Here is a 19,143-nt window from a genome sequence, read left to right as displayed (position 1 = left end):
AACCATGACCGATACTCACAGCCCCTCTGGTTCCACCGTCGCCGAGGCTGAAGCCTTTCTGGACGCGCATCCCGAGATCGAAGCGTTTGACATCGTGCTGCACGATGCCAATGGCATTGGCCGCGGCAAGATCATCCGGCGGCATGAGCTTTTGGGCATGTTCAAATCCGGGCGACATTTGCCGATCTCGATCCTGGGCCTCGATATCTGCGGCGAGGATGTGCATGAAACTGGGTTGATCTGGGACCAGGGCGACGGCGACCGTCGCGCTTGGCCGCTACCGGGAACCCTGCGCCCGATCCACGCCAGCAAGCCGCCGCGCGGCGAAGTGCTGATGTGCGTCTATAACCTTGACGGCACCCCAATGAGTTCCGACCCCCGCCATGCCCTGCAACGCCAAGTCGATGCCTTGGCCGCCGCGGGCCTGCACCCGGCAGGCGCGTTCGAGTTGGAATTCTTCCTGCTGGCGAACGAGCGGTCCCCCGAGGGCAAAATGGTGCCCGCGCGCGATGTGTTGGACGGACGGCGGAACTCGAAAACCGATGTCTATTCGGTGGATCAGCTGCACGGGATGTTGCCGCTGTTTAACGATATCTACGCCGACGCCGCCAAGGCGGGTATCAAGGCGGAAACCTTGATTTCCGAATTTGCCCCCGGCCAGTATGAGCTGACCCTGCATTACCGCGAAGATGTGATGCAGGCGGCGGATGATCTATTGCGGCTCAAGCGGATGGTGCGCTATCACGCCCGCCAGCATGGCGTGACCGCCTGTTTCATGGCGAAACCGAATGAGGATTACGCCGGATCGGGCATGCATTTTCACGTCTCGATGCTGAATGACGCTGGCAAGAACGTGTTCATCGAGGCAGTCGAGGGCCAGTATAACGACACCATCCTGCACGCCATCGGCGGCCTGCGCGCCACCATGGCCGAGTCGATGTTGATTTTCGCGCCTCATGCCAATTCATGGCGGCGGTTTGCCTCAAACTCCTACGCGCCGGTCAGCCCGACGTGGGGGGTGAACAACCGCTCGGTCGCCCTGCGCATCCCTGCGGGCGACATCCGCGCGCGCCGTATTGAACATCGCCCGGCAGGGGTGGACGCCAATGCCTATCTGGTGGCGGCCACCGTGCTGGCCGGGGTGCGGTATGGCATGGCGAACAAGATGGATCCGGGGCCGGAAACCACCGGGAATGGCTACACCGATGCCTCGGATGCGCCGCCGATTCCGGTGGACTGGCGCTCGGCGATTGAGGCGGCGAAGGCCTCGACGTTCCTGAAGGACGCCTTGGGCGAGGATATGCACCGCACCTTCACCGCGATCAAAGCAGCCGAATATGCGCGGGTGATGCGGACGGTGTCAGAGGTCGATTTCGATCTGTACCTGCATACCGTCTGAGGCCGCGCGGGCTGACAGTTCAGCAGCCTCCGGCGGAGATATTTGAGCGCAGAGGACGACCCTTTCTCTACTCTTTCACATTGGCCTAAATTCTCCGCCGGAGGCACGCAACGCTGAGCTAAATGCGCGTTATCCATGCTTAAACCGACATTCTTGCAGGCAAACCGGGCTTGCGGCGCGGATGGCTTCGGCGATCAGGGCGGGGATTTCCGGGCGCAGGCCGAGGGCGGGGAGTTGGGTTCCGGTGAAACCTGCGCGGACCAAGGCTTCGGGGATGTCGGTGGTGACGTGGCCGCCGGAGGCTGCGAAGAACGGCAGGCAGAGGGCTTCGGGGCCGAGGCCGGGCAGGTCTTTCAGTTGCGGGGATTGGTCGATGAAGCCCACCTGGACCGCGCAGCCCAGTTCGGCGCGGATTTTGTTGGCGACATGATAGGCGATGTCGGAGGGGACCGAGGTTTTGGATGAGCCGTGGGCCGCGAGGATGATCGGGCCCGCGCGGGTTTGCAGCGCTTCGGCGGCGGTTTTCACGGCGAGGTCGTGTAGGGTGGTGAGGCAGCCGAGCGGTTCCAGCACTTGCCAGCCTTGCGCCCCTGCGGTTGTCAGGCGGGCGGGAAGGTGGGTGCGGGTGAACCAGCCTCCGGCCATGAAGACGGGGAACAGCAGGCCTCCGGGGCCGAGTTTGGCGATGGCTTCGCTGAGGGCCTCGGGTTCGGCGAGAGTGGCGGAGGCGACGGTTTGGCCGGGCAGATGTGCCGCCACTTTGGCCGCGAGATCAGCCAGCTCCGCCGCGGCGGGTCCGGGGCTGGAGGGTTGGCCGTGGGCGACAATCAGGGCGGGGGGCATCGGGGTTCCTTTGTTATCTCGCAACCTAGAGCAAGGCGGGCGCGGGGCAAGGGGGTTGGCTGCGGCGGGGTCAGTGTCCACGCGTGGACAAGACGATGGGTTATATGATTTCAAAGGGTTAGATACATGGCATTAAGGGCTTGTTAAGCTCTGCGCCCTGCCCTGCCCGATCAAAACTGCGCCGCAGCGCTTGACACTTCGCCACCTTGAAGGCCTGATGCGCCCGACCAGAACCGGGATTGCCATGACCGATACGCGCTTGGGCGAGCTGTTGTCCTCTGCCCCTCCAACGCTCGGCGATGCCGAGGCTGCAAATCTTGCGCGCGCGCATTTTGGCGTAGAAGGTGCGCTGAAACGGCTGACATCGGAACGCGATCTGAACATCCGCCTCACCACACCGGGGCAGGCCTATGTGCTGAAACTCGCCAACCCCGCCGAGCCGTTTGAGGTCACCGATTTGCAGACCAAGGCGTTGCTGCATCTGGAGGGGTCGGGGCTGCCGGTGCCACAGGTGATCCGCACCACCAGCGGGGCGACCGAGGTGAGCACGCCACATGGCACGTTGCGGCTGCTGACCTATCTGGAAGGGGTGCCGCAGCATTTGACCCCGCGCAGCCCGGTGCAGGCCCGCGCGATGGCCGGGATGGCGGCGCGGTTGACGCTGGGACTGGCCGGGTTTGCGCATCCGGCGGCGGGCTATGTGTTGCAGTGGGATATCAAGCAAGCCAGTGCATTGCGCCCGATGCTGCCTGCGGTGCCAGATGATTTGCAAGGGCTGGCGGGAGCGGCGTTGGATCGGTTTGACGCAATAGCGCCCGCGTTGGCAGGGCTGCGCTGGCAGGTGGTGCATAACGATCTGAACCCGCATAACGTGCTGGTATCACCGGACAATCCTGATGAGATCGCTGGGGTTCTGGATTTTGGCGATATGGTGCATACGCCGCTGATCTGCGATGCGGCGGTTGCGGCGTCTTATTGCGTTGATCCGAGTAAGCCGCTGGAAAGCCTGCTGAACTTCGCCCGCGCCTATCATGCGGTGTTGCCGCTGACCCTGCCAGAACGGCAGGTGTTCCCCGATCTGGTGGCGACGCGGATGTTGACGACGATCACCGTCGCCTCGGCGCGGGCGCAGCGCTACCCTGATAACGCGCCCTATATTCTGCGCAATATGGCGACGGCGCGGGAGGGGTTAACGTCTCTTGCCGCCGTGCCCCGCGCCAATCTGCTTAACGCCTTGGAGGCCCTATGAAAAACGACGGAACCATGGTGAATGCCTATGTGCCCGGCAAAGGCGATTTGTCGGCAGAGGATCAAGCGCTGGTGGCGCGCAGGGCAAAGGCTTTGGGGCCTGCCTATCGGTTGTTCTATGAAACCCCGGTGCATCTGGTGCGGGGGGAAGGCGTTTGGCTCTTTGACGGCGACGGCAACGCCTATTTAGATACATATAATAATGTGGCCTCGGTGGGCCATTGTCACCCCGCCGTGGTGGCGGCAACCGCGAAACAGGCGGCGATTCTTTCCAGCCATACCCGCTATTTGCACGACACCGTGCTGGATTATGCCGAGCGGTTGCTGGCGACGTTTCCCACCGAGCTTTCCCATGTGATGTTCACCTGCACCGGGTCTGAGGCCAATGACCTGGCGTTTCGGATTGCCCGCGCCCATACCGGCGGCACCGGGTTTATCGTCACGGAAAACGCTTATCATGGCGTGACTTACGCGATTGCGGGAATGTCTCCGTCTTTGGGTGAAGGCGTCGCTCTGGGTGAGCATGTGCGCACCGTCCGCGCGCCTGATCCGTTGCGGATGACGGGGGATTTGGGGGCTGCGTTTACGGCAGAAGTGCAGGCGGCGATTGACGATATGCTGCGGCATGGCATCAAGCCTGCGGGGTTGATTGTCGATACGATTTTCTCCTCGGATGGGGTGTTTGAGGGGCCTGCGGGGTTTCTGGCACCGGCTGTTGCAGCGATCCGCGCGGCGGGCGGGGTGTTTATCGCCGACGAGGTCCAGCCGGGGTTTGGCCGCTGTGGCGAGACGATGTGGGGGTTTCAGCGCCATGGAATCGTGCCGGATCTGGTGAGTTTGGGCAAGCCGATGGGCAATGGCTATCCGGTGGCGGGGCTGGTGATGCGGCCCGAGGTGATCGCGGCTTTCGGCGCAAAAGCGCGGTATTTCAACACCTTCGGCGGCAATGCGGTGGCAGCAGCGACGGCGATGGCGGTGCTGGAGGTGATCAAGTCAGAAGGCTTGCAGGAAAATGCGCGGGTGGTAGGCGGCTATTTTGCCGATGGTCTGCGCGGGCTGGCGGCGCGGTTTGACTGCCTTGGGCCGTTGCGGGCGGCGGGGTTGTTTTTGGGGCAAGAGATTGTCTCGGGCGGGCCGCTGGCGGCGGATGCTGCGAAAACCGGGCGGATCGTCAATGGCTTGCGCGAGGCGCGGGTGTTGATCTCGGCCACCGGGCCAAGGTCGAATGTTTTGAAGATCAGGCCGCCGCTGGTGTTCTCAAAGGCGAATGTGGATACGTTCTTGGCAGCGTTTGAGGCGGTTTTGCGGAGAGTCTAACGCGCGGCGGGGTGGACCCCGCCCTACCGGATATCGGACGCTGTTTTGAACAAGGAGTAGGGCGGGGTTCACCCCGCCGCGCCAAGTTCCACCCAAAGCGGGTGATGGTCTGAGGCGATTTCGCTGTTGTCGGTCCAAGCCCGGCGCAGATATGGGGCAAGGTCGCCCGTGACAAAGCAATGGTCCAACTGGCGCTGCCGGGTTACTCCGGCGATGATTTTCTCATGTGTATGCACGGTTTGGCCCAGATGCGCGACCGCGTTGGTCAGGCCATCGGCATAGAGCGCGCCGGGGTGGTAAGGGGTTTGGCCGCTGATCCGGGCGTGTTCCGCGCTGCCGGGTTCGCAGTTGAAATCACCCATCCAGATCGCGGTTTGTGGGCAGGGCGGCTCGGGCTGGGATTCGGTCCAGTTGCGGGAAGGCTCGTCGTCGGTGCCGCTCCATGGGCCGCCCGTGCGGGGGATTTGGGCGTGCAGATGCAGCAGGTGCCCGATTTGGGCGAGGCGTTCTTCGGTGCCGACATGGGCGAGGTGCAATGAGATCACGCGGATCGGGCCGAGCGGGGTTTGGATCAGCGCCTCAAGCGCGGGGTTTTGGGTGTTGAGCGGGCTGAGCATCCGACGCATTGGCAACAGATGCAGGCGGCTCCACAGGATCGGCCAGCGCGACAGGATCATGGTGCCGAACTGACGGCGGCGGTTGATCACGCGGCTGCCATCGGTGGTCGAGGCGTCCATGTCAAAGCCGGGGCCGTAGGCTGTGTAATAGTTTGGCAAGAGGCGTTCGAGGATCGCGGGTTGGTCGTCGTGGCGCGTGCGCGACCAGTGGCGCTCGACCTCTTGCAGGGCGACGATATCGGCGGCGCCTATGACTTTCGCGGCGCGGGTAAGGTCGTAGTGGCCGTCCGCGCCATAGCCGTATTGGATGTTATAGCTGAGCAATTTCATGAGCCGCAGACTAGCGGGGACGCCCCAGCTTGGCTAGGCTGGGGGCGACATGGGATGGGGGGAAACGCGATGATTGTTCGGGCAGTGGCGGCAGGGGATCTGGCGGCTTGGGAGCGGCTTTATGCGGGGTATGCGGCGTTTTATGGCGTGGCGCAGACCGAGGAGATGCGGGCGCGGGTCTGGAGCTGGCTGATGGACCCCGCGCATGGCACCGAAGGTTTGGTGGCAGAGGTCGATGGTGTGGTGGTGGGGATCGCGCATTACCGCAGCTATGCGCGGCCATTGTCGGCGAGTATTGGCGGATTTCTCGACGATCTGTTTGTCGGGCCTGAGGCGCGAGGATCGGGGGCGGCGGAGGCTTTGGTGGAAGGCGTGGCGGATGTCGGCCGCAAGCGGGGCTGGTCGCTGATCCGCTGGATCACCGCAGAGGACAATTACCGCGCGCGGGGCTTATATGACCGGGTCGCCGAGAAGGCGAAATGGGTGACTTATGATATCAAGTTGTAAGTGATGCGGGGCGGGCAAAAAGAGCCGCTGTATCGCCGCGTGAATACGCGGACGCATCATGTGGAGCATGGCGATCGCGGTGGCGAGGCGCGGTGGGAGCGCCATACCAAAGCCAGTATGAAAGATGAAAGGATGCGTGGCTCGATGCATCCGGGACATCGGCATGGGCTGGACTACACGCCGCTCTATCGGTTTTTGCTGTCACGGCTGGGGCGGGATTGGGATGAGGTGGTGTCCGAGGCCCTGCCCCGGATTGCAGACAGGGATGCACTTTATCATATGGTGGCGCGGCGCGTGGATGAGGAGCGCGACTTTGTGCGCTTAGGTGAAAACAGCTATTGGAGCGGATTGCGGGTGAATGCGGCGAACCAGTTGGAAAGGGTCGCGCCGGATTTAACAGCCGAAGCGATTGAACCGTGGTGTACTTGCTGTACCCATACGCTCAATGGGGTGGCGATTGCCTTCAGCAAGGAACGGCTTGAGAAGGCTTGGAAATATGTACCGGAGTCAGAGTGCTGACACCACCCACGGCTGCGGGTAGCGGTATTCCTCAAGATTGGCGCTGGGGCCGATGCGGTCGATGACGGCGAACAGGCCAGGGGCTTGCAGCGGGGTGAGCACGCCGTGCCATGTGCCGCGGTGCAGGTTGATGGCTTGCGCGCCATTGGTCAGGAAGGCGCGGGGTTTGTCGGCTGGGCTGTTGGTGACGATGACGAGGAACGAGTTTTGCGTCATCGGGATGAAGGCTTGGCAGCCCTCGGGGTGACGCTCGATCAGATCGAAGCTGTAGGGAAGTTGGCGCGGGGTTGCGTTGAAGATCGAGAGGCCGGGGCGGTTTTGCGGGCTGACCTCGGGGGCGAAGTCGAGGCGGGCGCGGTCGTGGTGGCGCTGGCACATACCGTCGTTGATCAGGCGGAAATCGCCCGTCGCCTCCAGCACATCGCCGAATGGGGCGAAGGCTGCTGCAGTGAGGGGTTCGGGGCGGATATCGGACATGGTGCGCCTTGGACTTCTGGACAAGCGAGGGGTTTCACACCCCTCGCGCTCCCCGTGGGATATTTGAGCACAGAGGATGATAATTTTAGCTAAGTTTTAGGCAGATTTAGCGGTTTGGCCGATAGCCACCCGGCCCGCGCAGGTTGGCGTGGCGGTTGACGTCTTTGTAGAGCAGATAGCGGAAGCGGCCGGGGCCTGCGGCGTAGCAGGCTTGCGGGCAATAGGCGCGCAGCCACATGAAATCGCCTGCCTCAACCTCGACCCAGTCTTGGTTGAGTTTGTAAACCGCTTTGCCTTCCAGCACATAGAGGCCATGTTCCATGACATGGGTTTCTTCAAACGGGATCACGCCTCCGGGTTGGAAGGTGACGATATTGACATGGGCATCGTAGCGCACATCATTGGGATCGACGAAGCGGGTGGTGCCCCAGACGCCATTGGTGTCGGGCATCAGGCTGAGGTTCACGTCTTTTTCGTTGATCACGAAGGCGGGGGGGATATCGACGCCGGGGGCGGGCTCGTAAAGTTTGCGAATCCAGTGAAAGCGGGCGGGTTGCTTGCCTTCGGCGAGCAGGCGCCATGTGGCACCGGGCGGGATGAAGGCGTAGCCGCCTGCGTCCAACTCGTAGCCCATACCGTCGATGGTCAGGGTGATCAGGCCGCCAGTGACGAACAGGAAATGTTCCGCGCCAGTTTCCGCATCGGGCGCGTCAGAGCCGCCGCCCGGTTGCACCTCCATCACATATTGGCTGAAGGTTTCGGAAAAGCCAGACATGGGCCGCGCGATCAGCCAGAGTTTGGTCCCGCGCCAGCCCGGTAGGCAGCTGGTCAGGATGTCGGAAAAGCAGCCTTTCGGGATGAAGGCATAGGCGTTGGTGAACACCGCGCGGCCCGTCATCAGGGTGGTTTGGGCGGGCAGACCACCGGGGGGGGTGTAATATTGGCTCATGGCAGTTGATCCTTCAGGCGCAGTGCGGCGATGCGTTCGACTTGGGCACAGGCGGTTTTGAATTCGGTCTCGGTGTCGTTGGCGATGCGGCTTTGGAAGGCTTGCAGGATTTGCGCTTTGGTATGGTCGCGCACGGCGATGATGAAGGGGAAGCCGTGTTTTTGGGTGTATTGGGTGTTTAGGGTTTGGAATTGGGCGCGCTCGGCATCGGTGAGGGCATCGAGCGCGGCGCTGGCCTGTTCGGCGGTCGAGTCAGCCGTGAGTTGTTTGGCGGCGGCGAGTTTGCCCGCAAGGTCGGGGTGGGCTTGCAGCACGCCGAGGCGTTCGGCGGGACTGGCCGTGCGGAAGCTGCGGGCGAGGACGCTGTGCAGGCCTGTGGCGCTATCATGGGCGGGGCCGAGTTCCAGATCGAAGGCGCGGTCGGCAATCCAGGGTGAATGTTCGAAAATGCTCCCATAGGCGGCGATGAAGCGCTCACGTGTCATCTGAGAAGGCCGCTCGAAGCGCTTGTGCGGATGGGCCTTTGCCCAATGTTCGGCGATTTCGATGCGGCGGGGGAACCACACGTGATTGTGGGATTTTGCATAGTCGAGGAAGCGCTTGAGCCCGGCGATTTTGCCCGGACGCCCGATCAGGCGGCAGTGCAGGCCAATGGAGAACATCTTCGCCCTGCCCTCTTGGCCCTCGGCATAGAGGGTATCAAAACTGTCTTTCAAGTATTGGAAGAACTGCTGGCCTTCGATGTAGCCCGGTGCTGTCGCAAAGCGCATGTCGTTGGCTTCCAGCGTGTAGGGGATCACCAACTGGTCGCGCTCGCCCACCTCGCGCCAATACGGCAGATCGTCGTCATAGGTGTCGGAAATCCAGTCGAATTGGCCGGTTTCGGCGGTCAGATCGACGGTGTTGAGCGAGCAGCGGCCCGTGTACCAGCCGCGCGGCGGCTCGCCGACGACTTCGGTGTGCAGGCGGATCGACTCGGCGATTTGGCGGCGTTCTTCCTCAATCGGCATATCGCGGTGATCGACCCATTTCAGGCCGTGGCTGGCGATCTCCCACCCCGCCGATTTCATCGCGGCGACTTGTTCGGGGTTGCGGGCAAGCGCGGTCGAGACGCCGTAGATCGTCACCGGAATATCCATGTCGGTGAACAGCCGGTGCAGCCGCCAGAAGCCCGCGCGGGCGCCGTAATCGTAGATCGATTCCATGTTCCAGTGGCGCTGACCGGGCCAAGGGGCAGCGCCTGCGATGTCAGACAGAAACGCCTCGCACTGGCCATCGCCGTGCAGGATGTTGTTCTCGCCGCCTTCTTCGTAGTTCAGCACCAGAGATATCGCGATTTTGGCACCACCCGGCCAAGCAGCGTCGGGCGCATCGGGGCCATGGCCTCGGAAATCGCGGGGGTAGCGGGGCATGGGGGACTCCTTTTGTTTCAGACTATATCGAATATCGACGCAGGTTTATCAAATAATCCCGAAAGGAGTTTTGCGGCTTGGCAGGGGGTGCGGGGGCGAGCAAGCTGGGGTAGGCTGGCGCAAAATGGGGGCGAAGATGGGCAAGTTGACCACGCATGTGCTGGATACGGCGAAGGGCAAGCCTGCGCATGGGGTGAAGATCATGCTGTATCGGATCAGCGGGATGAGCCACAAGAAAATCGCTGAAACCGTGACCAATGCCGATGGCCGCACCGATGCGCCGATGTTGGAGGGTAAGGCGCTGACGGCGGGGGTTTATGAGCTGGTGTTTTGCGCCGGGGAATATCTGATGGCCTCGGGACAAGCCTCGGGTGAGGTGCTGTTTTTGGACGAAATCCCGATCCGGTTTGGCGTGGCGGATGCAGAGGGGCATTACCATGTGCCGTTGTTGATCTCGCCCTTCGCCTATTCGACCTATCGCGGCAGTTAAGCGCAGGCTGTGGTCCGGGCTTGCAAAACCGCCGCTGCGGCGCATCTGTTGCAGACGGAATGTGCTGGAGGTGGCGTATAACCCCCAAAGCCTCGAAGGACGCAGATGCAAAGCAGCGATGACATTGCCAGAATGTTGGCCGGGGGTGGGGCCAAGCGGCGGCGTTGGCCTTGGGTGGTGTTGGTGCTGGCGGTTTTGGCTGCGGCGGCGGCGTGGTATTATGTCGGCCGCAGCGCCGGGACGGCGGAGGTGCGCTATACGACCGAAGCCGTCGCCAAGGGCGATCTGGTGGTGGTGGTGACAGCCACCGGGACGGTGCAGCCGACGACGGAAGTTGAGGTGTCCTCGGAACTGTCGGGGACTTTGACCAGCGTTTTGGTGGATTACAACGATACGGTGAAAGTCGGCCAAGTGCTGGCGCAGTTGGATACCACCAAGCTGACCGCACAAGTCGATAATGCGCGCGCACAACTGGCCTCGGCGAAGGCCAAGGTGACGCAAGCCGAAGCCTCGGCACGGGAAGCGGCGGCGGTGCTGAAAACCCAACAGGAGTTGGCGGCGCGCGGGGTGGCGACACGCAAGGATATGGTGGGTTATGAGGCCTCGGATCAGCGCGCGCAGGCGGCGGTCGAGATTGCGCGGGCGGATTTGACTTTGGCCGAGGCCAATCTCGATCTGGTCAGCGCCGATCTGGGCAAGGCGCAGATTCGCAGCCCGATCAATGGCGTGGTATTGGATCGCACCGCCGAAGCGGGGCAGATCGTGGCGGCAAGCTTTGAGGCGCCGGTTTTGTTCAAGCTGGCGGAGGATCTGCAGCGGATGCAGCTGTTGGTCGATATTGACGAGGCCGATATTGGCAAGGTCAAGGTTGGCGATGTGGCGGATTTCACGGTTGAGGCCTATCCGGCCCGCAGTTTTCCGGCGGTGATCACCCAAGTGCGGTTTGCCCCGGAAACCACCAATGAGGTGGTGACCTATAAGGCGGTGTTGTCAGTGGATAATCCCGATGGCCTGCTGCGCCCCGGCATGACGGCGACGGCGGTGATCACGGTGGATAAGGTCGCGGGCGCGCTGCTGGTGCCGAATGCGGCGTTGCGCTATGCGCCCCCCGTGCATGAGGCTGGGCGTGGATCGTCTGGTGGTCTGGTCGGGCTGATCCTGCCCACGCGCGGCAGTCGTGGTTCTGCGGGCCTTGGCAGTGGCAAGTCGATCTGGCTGTTGCAGGCGGGGGTGCCTGCTGAGGTCGCGGTGGTGTTGGGGGCGACGGACGGGCGCTCTACTGTCGTGACGGGTGAACTGACCGAGGGCGATGCGGTGATCACCGACCAGACCTCCGGGGCGCGCTGATGCCGCCGTTGATCCAGTTTTCCGGCGTATCCCGCACCTATGGCCGGGGTGAGGCAGAAGTGCGGGCGCTGGATGGGGTGGACCTTAGCATCGAACGCGGAGAATTCGTCGCCATCATGGGGCCGTCGGGGTCTGGAAAATCCACCGCGATGAATATCATCGGCTGTCTGGATCGGCCCTCGGCGGGGAAATATTTGTTTCAGGGCGTCGAGGTGCAGGATCTAGACCAAGACCGCCGGGCGTTGCTGCGCAGGCATTGCCTTGGCTTTGTGTTTCAGGGCTTCAACCTGCTAGCCCGGCAATCGGCTTTGGAGAATGTCGAATTGCCCTTGATCTATAAGGGCTTGCCGAAGGTCGAGCGTGTTGCCCGCGCGCGGTTGGCCTTGCAGAAGGTTGGGCTAGAGGGTCGCGAGGGCCATGATCCGTCACAGCTCTCGGGCGGCCAACAGCAGCGGGTGGCGATTGCGCGGGCGCTTGCCAGTGATCCGATGGTGATCTTGGCGGATGAACCTACGGGCAACCTCGACAGCCAGCGCAGCCATGAGATCATGCAGCTGTTGCAAGCCCTGAACCGCGACGGCATCACCATTGTGATGGTGACGCATGAGAACGACATCGCCGCTTACGCCCAACGTCTGCTGGTGTTCACCGATGGCAAGCTGAGCCGCGATGAGGCCACCCCTACCCTGATCTCGCGGAGCGCTTAGGATGTTGTGGGAAACCGTCAGCCTCGCCTTCACCACCATCATCCGCAACAAGCTGCGGACGTTTCTGACCGTGTTGGGCGTGGTGATTGGCGTCGCTGCGGTGATCGCGATGGTGACGATCGGGCAAGGCAGTTCGGCGCAGGTCAGCGCCAGCGTGGCTGCCCTCGGCACCAACGTGCTGACCGTGCGCCCCGGCACCCGCGGCTTTGGCCCGCCGACCGGAGGTGCCTCCGCCCCCCGGTTTAGCCTGAAGGATGCCGAGGCTTTGGCGGATTTGTCGCTGGTGGGCTATGCCGCCCCGGTGGTCAGTTCCGGGCAAACTGTGGTGTTCGGCAATGCCAATGCGGCGACGCAGGTCTATGGCACCAGTGGCGATTACACCCGCGTGCAGAATTGGGCGCTGCGGACGGGGCGCAGTTTTGAGCCGCATGAGGAAAGTGCCGGATCGGCGGTTTGCGTTCTGGGCCAAACGGTTGCGGCAAAGTTGTTCGGCAATTCTGACCCGGTCGGCCAAAGTATAAGGGTGAAAAACGTCGCCTGTCAGGTGCTGGGGGTGCTGTCTGCGCGCGGCTCGGGCAGTTTTGGGCAGGATCAGGATGATCTGGTGTTGATGCCCGCCAAGGCGGTGCAGCGGCGGCTGGAGGGCAATGCCAATGTCGATAGCATCGCGGTGGCCTTGCGCAAATCAATCAGCGCGGAAGATGGTATCGCGGCGGTGCAAGCTGTGCTGCGCGAGCGTCGGCGGATCGGGCTGACGCAGCCGGATAATTTCAGCGTCTCGGACAGCAAAGAGCTGTCGAATATGCTCGGCGGCATCAATACCGTGCTGACCGGGCTGCTCTCGTCAGTGGCGGCGGTCAGCCTGTTGGTCGGCGGTATCGGCATCATGAATATCATGCTGGTCTCGGTCACCGAACGCACGCGCGAGATTGGCATAAGGCTGGCGGTGGGGGCGAGTGCTGGGCAGGTTTTACTGCAGTTTCTGGTCGAAGCGGTGGTGCTGTCGCTTTTGGGCGGGGCGATTGGCATCGGCTTGGGGTTGGCGATTGCCTATGGCGGCTCGGTGTACATGGCGATCCCGTTTGCGCCCTCGGGTGCGGTGGTGGCACTGGCCTTTGGGTTTTCGGCACTGATCGGGGTGGTGTTTGGCTATTTCCCGGCCCGCCGCGCCGCAAGGCTCGATCCGATTGAGGCGTTGCGCTATCAATAGCGCTTGCTGTGCGCAGGCAAACTGGATGAACTTGTGGCAACAAGGGAGGCCCGAATGCGGGTGTTGGTCTGGGCGGTACTGGCGGGGCTATGGGCGTTTCCAGTGCTGGCGCTGACGGCGGATGATCTGTGGCAAAATGCGCAATCGCAAGCTGAGACGCGGGGCATGCGGCTGAGCGCGGAAGTCACCCCGCTCAAAGACGGCTTGCGGCTGACCGACCTGCGGCTGGTGATGCGTGGTGCGACCGAGCCTTTGCTGTTGGCCGAGGTGCTGGAGGCCACCGATGCCGCCGATGGCAGTGTCACGATTGGGTTGCTTGGCCCGTTGCAACTGCGGACGCGCGATGGGCAGGATTTGCTTGATTTGCGTATTGGTGGCGTGGCGGCGCGCTTGCGGATCAGCCATAGCGCGCAGGGCAATGACTTCAGCTTGCAGGCCGAACAGCTGACGGTGGCGCTTGCGGCGGATGACCCCGCGCAGACCAGCGGCACCGCCCGCAGCATGACGGTGGCCAATCTTGATTTCGGCAAACTGGACGCGGGATTTTCCTTCTCGCAGCAGCCCCCCGCGCAGGCGCAGGTCCATCTGGCTTCGGCGCTGTTTCGTGTCGATACCTCGACCGAAAACGACCAGACTGGTGCAAAAGAATTTAGTCGCGGCGAGATGCGGGATGGGGAAATCACCCTGATGGCGACGCTGCCCGCTGGCTTCGACTGGCTGAATTTGCCGGAACGCGACGGTGAGGTGGATGCGACAAAGCTGATGCTGCCCGGCTTCGTCGTTCGGCTGACAAGCAAGGACTCGGGCAGCAGCGGGGTGACAAGCCATGCGGGTTCTGATCTGGACTATGCGGCGAGCTATGAAACCAAGCCCAGCTTTTTCCGCTTCGATTTCGCTGCGGATGGCTTAAGCTTTGAGATCGGCATGGATGGGATAACCGCCACGCTGGATCTGCCAAAGCTGGGGCAGAAGGATGTGGGGCTAAGCCTTGGCCCGCTGCGCATGACGACGCGGCTGCCGATGGGGAAGGTGCCCGCCCCCTGGCAGTTTGCCTTGAAGCTGGACGATATCGCGACCAATGCGGCGGGATGGGCGGTGCTCGACCCAAGCGCCGGGCTTGGGCATGACCCGGCGCAGTTTGATCTGGATCTGTCGGGCGTGATGAAGATGTCGGTGGCGCAAATCCTCGCGAAGCAGGATGCCGTGATCTATGCGATGGATCTGAACCGTTTTGTGCTGCAGGCGCTGGGGGCGAAGATCACCGCCAGCGGTGGGCTGACGATGGACAACAGCGACCCAAAGGCTGTGCCCACCGGCAAAGGCTCGGCCCGGATAAGTGGCGGGATGGCGGTGCTGGAGGAGTTCATTCGGCGCGGCGTGATCCCGTCGGATGCGGTGATCGGGCTGCGCTATGGCTTGGCGATGTTGACCGATAAGCCGAAAGACGCCGGACCAGATCAGGATGTACTGCAATCGGATGTGGAAATCCGCCCGGACGGCCATGTCTTCGTCAACAATCAGCAGATCAAATAGCACCAGATCGGTTCAGGCTTACAGGGAATCGGAAATCGCGGCCTCTGGCCTGCGCTGGAACGCGTTTACCGATATGTTTGGTGCCGTGAAAGCCTGAAGCCTTTAGCAAAGCACTTTGCAACGCAAAGTGTACGTACTAGGAAGCGGTATGACCGAGATCAACCGCGCCCTTGCTGACTTAGCCCTGATCCGCAACCAGATTGCGGGCGCGCGGCTGTTTCGCGGCTTTGGGCCAACGGTGGTGGCTGGAACTGGGGTTTTAGCGCTGATCGCGGCAATGTGGCAAAATCAACAGGGTGTGCAGACGGCGCTGGAGTATTTCACGCTGTGGCTTGGGGTTGCAGTGCTGTCGCTGGCGCTGATCGGGACGGAAATGTGGGCTTTGTCCAAGCGTCACCATGGCGGGCTGGCGGGTCCGTTCGTCTGGAGCATGGCGGAAGCCTTCCTGCCAGCCGGTCTTGCCGGGGCCAGCATCGCCGCTGTGCTCTATCGATTCGTGCCCGAGGCGATGGGACTGCTACCCGGATTGTGGCAGATTCTGATCGCGCTTGGCCTGTTCAGCGCGGGAGCGCGACTGCCCGCCAGCCTGCGGATTGCAGGGGCGTGGTATTTTCTGGCCGGGCTTGCGTCGCTGATTTTGGCCAGCACTGGCGGGCTATCGCCGTGGTTGATGGGGCTGCCGTTTGGTCTGGGGCAGCTGCTGGTGGCGCTGTGCCTGTATCTCGCGGGGCGCAATCATGGTTAAACCCACCGCCCGATATGCCTATGACGGGCTGGACCGGGTGATGCACGAAAAAGCGCGGTTAAGTTTGCTGACCGCGCTGATCACCCATCCTAAAGGGCTGTCGTTCACCGAGTTGAAGCAACATTGCGGCCTCACCGATGGAAATTTAAGCCGCCATATGAAGGTGTTGCAGGAAAGCGGGCTGGTGGCGGTGGTCAAGGGCTATGAAGACAACCGGCCCCATACGGCGGTGACGATCACCTCCAGCGGACAGCAGCAGTTTCTCGATTACCTCAGCGTGCTGGAGCAGGTGCTGCGCGATGCGGCCCCCTTGGCCGCCAGTTTGCCCGCCACATTTCCCGATGCCGAACCGGATTTGGCCTGAGCTTTTATTTGTGGAGTAGCTTTGCAATGCAAAGTAGTTTGCTAAACGCGGAACCTTTGCTGTTCCCCAAATTGAGCCATCTACATGGCCCACAAACCCGCAGGCTGTTGCGGTGCTCTGCGGGGGTCTATGCCACATTGTTCGGCGCGGCTGTGGCGTTGCTGCTGTTGGCACCTGCGACTTGGGCAGGCTTTGCGCTGGGGCTGATGGCACCGGGAGCGGGCTTTGCCGCAAGTGGGGCGATGCTGGCCGGTGGCGTCCTGTTCGGCGTGGCCCTGCTGATCTGGTTTGCGACGGGCAATCTGCTGCTACCGCCGATGGTTTGGCTGGGCGCGGCGTGGCTTGCGGCGGAAAACACTCCCTCTCCGACGCAAAAATTGACCGCCCCCGCCCTGATTATACTGGGTTTTGCAGCGATCTGGCTCTGGCAGCGCCGCGCCCTGCACCGCGCACAGAACCATCGCGCCCAGCTTAACCTTCATCTCGCCAACTGTCCCGCCCTGCCTATACCTGCCCCCTCTGCCGACGAGTTGTCTCCCGCCGATCTTGCCCGCCTGCGTCTGCTCTTGGACCGCGCCTTGCAGCCCGCCGATCAATTCAACGGCTTTGAGCATCGCGACCCGTTTCAGACCGCAGCCTTGCGCTATCAGGTGAATTTTGTCGCTTTCGCACTGGCGCTGGTGCAGGCGCACTTTGCTCCGGCCTGTAAGGGCTATCTGCATCAGGCGCAGGATAACCTGCTGATCAAGATACAAAATCCGAAAGTCTGGCGCTATTGGGCATGGGAAAACCTGTGGGGCAATCTGCGCCACGATCCGGATCCGATTGCCCAAGGCAACATCATGTATGCGGGTTTTGTGGCCGCCCAAATCGCCCTGCGTGCCAATGCCTGCGGCTATCCGTTTGATGCGACACAGGTGCAGATCAGCGGCGGGCAAAGCTTCACCTACAGCCAGCCGCAGATCATCGAGACCCTGACGCGGCAGTACGAAACCTCTCGCCTTGGCCTGCTGCCGTGTGAGCCGCATTGGGTCTACCCCCTGTGCAATCTGATCACTGCCGCGGCGATCCGCGCCCATTCGAACCGCCACAGGACTGACCATTGGCTGCGGATTTCTGGGCCGCTGCGGGCCGGGCTGGAGGCTGAGTTTATCGGGGCCAAAGGCGATCTGGTGGCGTTCCGCTCCAGCCTGACCGGGATTGCGGCTCCGGCGGTGGGCGGGGCGCTGATGCAGGGCTATCCGTGCGTTTACCTGCACGCCATCGCCCCCGATATGGCGCTGCGGCAGTGGCAGAGCCTGCGGTATGCGCTGCGTGGACGCGGGTGGCGGCAGGCGATTTGGCGGCTGGATGTGGGGAATTATGGCCCGTCGCGGGCGGCAGGATATACCGGGTTGGCGCTGGCAGCGCGCGAGATCGGCGATGAAGTGGCGGCGGGCGATCTGCTGACGCTACTGGAAACGGATTGCCCCGAAGTGATCGCCGCCGGGGTGTCGCATCGCGAAAACGCCTCGCTTTGGGCCGTGGCGCATGAGGTAATGGCGCGGGCGCACCGGGCGAGTGGCCTGGCTGCGCTGATGCAACCGCAGGTGGTCGCGGGGCCGTATATTGAGGCGGTGAATTATGCCGAGACCTTGGTAGCGAAAGCGCGCAATACCGCAGGCGGGCTAGAGATGGTGCTGTATCCGCGCCAGCCGGGTCAGGTACAAAGCCTTGCTTTTGCAGGGTTACAGCCGCATCAAGCCTATCTGCTGCGCGGTGATATCGGCGGTAAACTGATCGCGGATGCGCAAGGCAAAGCCTCCCTGCACCTGACCCTCACCCCGCACAGCGCCTTTACTCTGCTGGCAGAGAAAGCGTCAAACCGATGATCTGCTGTACCCTGTTCATCGCCCTGCTCGGCCTCATCGGCACCGCTTTGCATAAACTCGGCTTGCGCCCCGCCTCGCCCTTGGCATGGCGCCCCGACACCCCCGCCCCCGCACGCTTCTCATGGACCGCCCGCGCCCGCAGCTTCCGCTACGCTGGCCGTGGCCTCGCCACCGCCCTGCGCGAGGAACATAACGCCCGCCTGCATCTGGCGGCCACCGTGTTGATGACAGCGCTGGGTCTGGGCTTGCACTTCACTGCCGCCGAATGGGCGCGGACCCTGTTTGCCGTGGCCTTGGTGTTCATCGCCGAACTCTTGAACACCGCGCTTGAGCATCTCTGCGATGTGATCTCGCCCGCAGAAAACCCCACAATCGGCAAGGCCAAAGACGTGGCCGCCGCGACCGTGCTGATCGCCGCCCTGACCGCCTGCGCGGTGCTGGCGACGATCCTGCTGCCACGGCTGTTGCCTGCCGCAAATGCGATCTGCGGCGGCTGAGGTCTAACAGCGCCGTTCAAGGCTTGCCCTTCTATCGCCAGATGCGTCAAACTGCAGCCCTGACCAGATTTCGGAATATTGGGGCGTGTTGTGATCCATTCAAAGACCGCGCGATGATCCCCGGCCATCTGACCCCGCCCTATCGCTTCATCGCCTTTGATGTCGAAACCGCCAACCGCAATGCGCATAGCATTTGTCAGGTTGGCCTCGCTTGCGTCGATGATTGGGGCCAGATTGACAATTTCAGCCTGCTGGTCGACCCTGCTGAGCCGTTTTCCGACTTCAACACCCAACTGCATGGCATAGATGCCGCTGCCGTTCGCCACGCCCCGCAATTCCCGCAGCTGATCGCCGCCCTCGCGCCGCTGATGGCGCAGCAGCCGATTGTGCAACACTCCCGCTTTGATCAGCGCGCGGTAGAGGCGGCGTGTGGCTGGCATGGCCTCGATGTGCCCGCCTTGCATTGGGTCGACAGCGTCACCATCGCGCGCCACGCTTGGCCCGAGTTCAAAGGCAACGGCGGCCATGGTCTGGGCCATCTGAAAAAGGCGCTGTCGTTGCAGTTTCAGCACCATGATGCGGGCGAGGATGCGCGGGCAGCGGCACAGGTCGTCTTATGTGCCGAGGCAAAGACCGGGCGCAGCTTTGTCGAAATCCTCGCCAAACAGAGCGCTAAATCACCGCGAGAGGGACGGTCTGCCGCCGCTTATTACGAACCATTTGAATAAAATTGTCATCCTCTGTGCTCAAATATCCCACAG

Annotated in this window: 20 protein-coding genes; 15 read left to right on the top strand and 5 right to left on the bottom strand. The window is 62.5% G+C overall.

Annotated features, from left to right (window positions below; genetic code table 11):
* Positions 1–4: 4 nt before the first annotated feature.
* Positions 5–1,399, top strand: a complete 1,395-nt coding sequence (locus ACS5RD_RS09725; RefSeq protein WP_489931016.1) for a glutamine synthetase family protein — start codon at positions 5–7, stop codon at positions 1,397–1,399.
* A gap of 129 nt (positions 1,400–1,528) precedes the next feature.
* On the opposite strand, the gene ACS5RD_RS09720 is transcribed toward ACS5RD_RS09725, so the two are convergent.
* Positions 1,529–2,242: a sirohydrochlorin chelatase gene (locus tag ACS5RD_RS09720; protein ID WP_489931015.1), complete on the bottom strand. Its 714-nt coding sequence runs from the start codon at positions 2,240–2,242 to the stop codon at positions 1,529–1,531.
* 217 nt (positions 2,243–2,459) lie between these two features.
* Here ACS5RD_RS09720 and ACS5RD_RS09715 point away from each other — a divergent pair, with 217 nt between their 5' ends.
* Together ACS5RD_RS09715 and ACS5RD_RS09710 are read left to right on the top strand one after the other, a co-directional pair.
* Positions 2,460–3,491: a phosphotransferase gene (locus ACS5RD_RS09715; protein ID WP_489931014.1), complete on the top strand. Its 1,032-nt coding sequence runs from the start codon at positions 2,460–2,462 to the stop codon at positions 3,489–3,491.
* Positions 3,488–4,807 (top strand): aspartate aminotransferase family protein, encoded by a 1,320-nt coding sequence (locus ACS5RD_RS09710; RefSeq protein WP_489931013.1) that lies wholly within the window; start codon positions 3,488–3,490, stop codon positions 4,805–4,807. The genes ACS5RD_RS09715 and ACS5RD_RS09710 overlap by 4 nt, the downstream gene beginning before the upstream one ends.
* Positions 4,808–4,875: 68 nt before the next feature.
* Here the strand turns inward: ACS5RD_RS09710 and ACS5RD_RS09705 are convergent, their stop codons facing one another.
* A complete protein-coding gene (locus ACS5RD_RS09705) occupies positions 4,876–5,754 on the bottom strand; it encodes an endonuclease/exonuclease/phosphatase family protein (protein ID WP_489931012.1) in 879 nt (292 codons plus the stop codon).
* A 69-nt stretch (positions 5,755–5,823) separates the two neighbouring features.
* On the opposite strand from ACS5RD_RS09705, the gene ACS5RD_RS09700 reads away from it, so the two are divergent.
* A complete protein-coding gene (locus ACS5RD_RS09700) occupies positions 5,824–6,261 on the top strand; it encodes a GNAT family N-acetyltransferase (protein WP_489931011.1) in 438 nt (145 codons plus the stop codon).
* Positions 6,262–6,264: 3 nt separating this feature from the next.
* On the top strand, positions 6,265–6,780 hold the full coding sequence (locus ACS5RD_RS09695; protein WP_202905627.1) for a hypothetical protein: 516 nt from the start codon (positions 6,265–6,267) through the stop codon (positions 6,778–6,780).
* Here ACS5RD_RS09695 and ACS5RD_RS09690 read toward each other — a convergent pair.
* From ACS5RD_RS09690 to puuE, 3 genes are all read right to left on the bottom strand, one after another.
* Positions 6,769–7,257 carry an ureidoglycolate lyase gene (locus ACS5RD_RS09690; protein ID WP_489931010.1) on the bottom strand — a complete coding sequence of 163 codons (489 nt, stop codon included), beginning with the start codon at positions 7,255–7,257 and terminating at the stop codon, positions 6,769–6,771. The two genes, ACS5RD_RS09695 and ACS5RD_RS09690, sit on opposite strands and share 12 nt — an antisense overlap.
* A gap of 106 nt (positions 7,258–7,363) precedes the next feature.
* A complete protein-coding gene (locus ACS5RD_RS09685; protein ID WP_489931009.1) occupies positions 7,364–8,206 on the bottom strand; it encodes a bifunctional allantoicase/(S)-ureidoglycine aminohydrolase in 843 nt (280 codons plus the stop codon).
* Positions 8,203–9,618 carry an allantoinase PuuE gene (puuE, locus tag ACS5RD_RS09680; RefSeq protein ID WP_489931008.1) on the bottom strand — a complete coding sequence of 472 codons (1,416 nt, stop codon included), beginning with the start codon at positions 9,616–9,618 and terminating at the stop codon, positions 8,203–8,205. Before puuE ends, ACS5RD_RS09685 begins: the two co-directional genes overlap by 4 nt.
* Before the next feature lie 136 nt (positions 9,619–9,754).
* Between puuE and uraH the strand changes: the two genes are divergently transcribed.
* The 10 genes from uraH to ACS5RD_RS09630 all read left to right on the top strand — a co-directional run bounded on the left by uraH (position 9,755) and on the right by ACS5RD_RS09630 (position 19,110).
* Entirely contained in the window at positions 9,755–10,108 is a 354-nt protein-coding gene (gene uraH, locus ACS5RD_RS09675; protein WP_082351669.1) for a hydroxyisourate hydrolase, read from the top strand.
* Between the two features lie 105 nt (positions 10,109–10,213).
* Positions 10,214–11,455, top strand: coding sequence for an efflux RND transporter periplasmic adaptor subunit (locus tag ACS5RD_RS09670; protein ID WP_489931007.1), 1,242 nt, complete (start codon positions 10,214–10,216; stop codon positions 11,453–11,455).
* Positions 11,455–12,162 carry an ABC transporter ATP-binding protein gene (locus ACS5RD_RS09665; protein ID WP_489931006.1) on the top strand — a complete coding sequence of 236 codons (708 nt, stop codon included), beginning with the start codon at positions 11,455–11,457 and terminating at the stop codon, positions 12,160–12,162. Before ACS5RD_RS09670 ends, ACS5RD_RS09665 begins: the two co-directional genes overlap by 1 nt.
* 1 nt (position 12,163) lies before the next feature.
* A complete protein-coding gene (locus ACS5RD_RS09660) occupies positions 12,164–13,372 on the top strand; it encodes an ABC transporter permease (RefSeq protein ID WP_489931005.1) in 1,209 nt (402 codons plus the stop codon).
* A gap of 54 nt (positions 13,373–13,426) precedes the next feature.
* Positions 13,427–14,905 carry a DUF2125 domain-containing protein gene (locus ACS5RD_RS09655; protein WP_489931004.1) on the top strand — a complete coding sequence of 493 codons (1,479 nt, stop codon included), beginning with the start codon at positions 13,427–13,429 and terminating at the stop codon, positions 14,903–14,905.
* A gap of 148 nt (positions 14,906–15,053) precedes the next feature.
* A complete protein-coding gene (locus ACS5RD_RS09650; RefSeq protein ID WP_489931003.1) occupies positions 15,054–15,650 on the top strand; it encodes a hypothetical protein in 597 nt (198 codons plus the stop codon).
* The gene (locus ACS5RD_RS09645) at positions 15,643–16,014 is read left to right on the top strand and encodes a transcriptional regulator (RefSeq protein ID WP_054007311.1); all 372 of its coding nucleotides are present in this window, start codon (positions 15,643–15,645) and stop codon (positions 16,012–16,014) included. The genes ACS5RD_RS09650 and ACS5RD_RS09645 overlap by 8 nt, the downstream gene beginning before the upstream one ends.
* A 26-nt stretch (positions 16,015–16,040) precedes the next feature.
* Positions 16,041–17,885, top strand: a complete 1,845-nt coding sequence (locus ACS5RD_RS09640) for a linalool dehydratase/isomerase domain-containing protein (protein WP_489931002.1) — start codon at positions 16,041–16,043, stop codon at positions 17,883–17,885.
* Entirely contained in the window at positions 17,882–18,382 is a 501-nt protein-coding gene (locus tag ACS5RD_RS09635; RefSeq protein ID WP_489931001.1) for a diacylglycerol kinase family protein, read from the top strand. The genes ACS5RD_RS09640 and ACS5RD_RS09635 overlap by 4 nt, the downstream gene beginning before the upstream one ends.
* A 113-nt stretch (positions 18,383–18,495) precedes the next feature.
* Positions 18,496–19,110, top strand: coding sequence for an exonuclease domain-containing protein (locus tag ACS5RD_RS09630; RefSeq protein ID WP_489931000.1), 615 nt, complete (start codon positions 18,496–18,498; stop codon positions 19,108–19,110).
* Positions 19,111–19,143 lie beyond the last annotated feature (33 nt).

The sequence above is a fragment of the Cypionkella sp. PAMC25878 genome, from assembly GCF_058135695.1.
The sequence above is the reverse complement of the archived record's forward strand: the minus strand, read 5'-3'. Positions and strand labels throughout refer to the sequence as shown.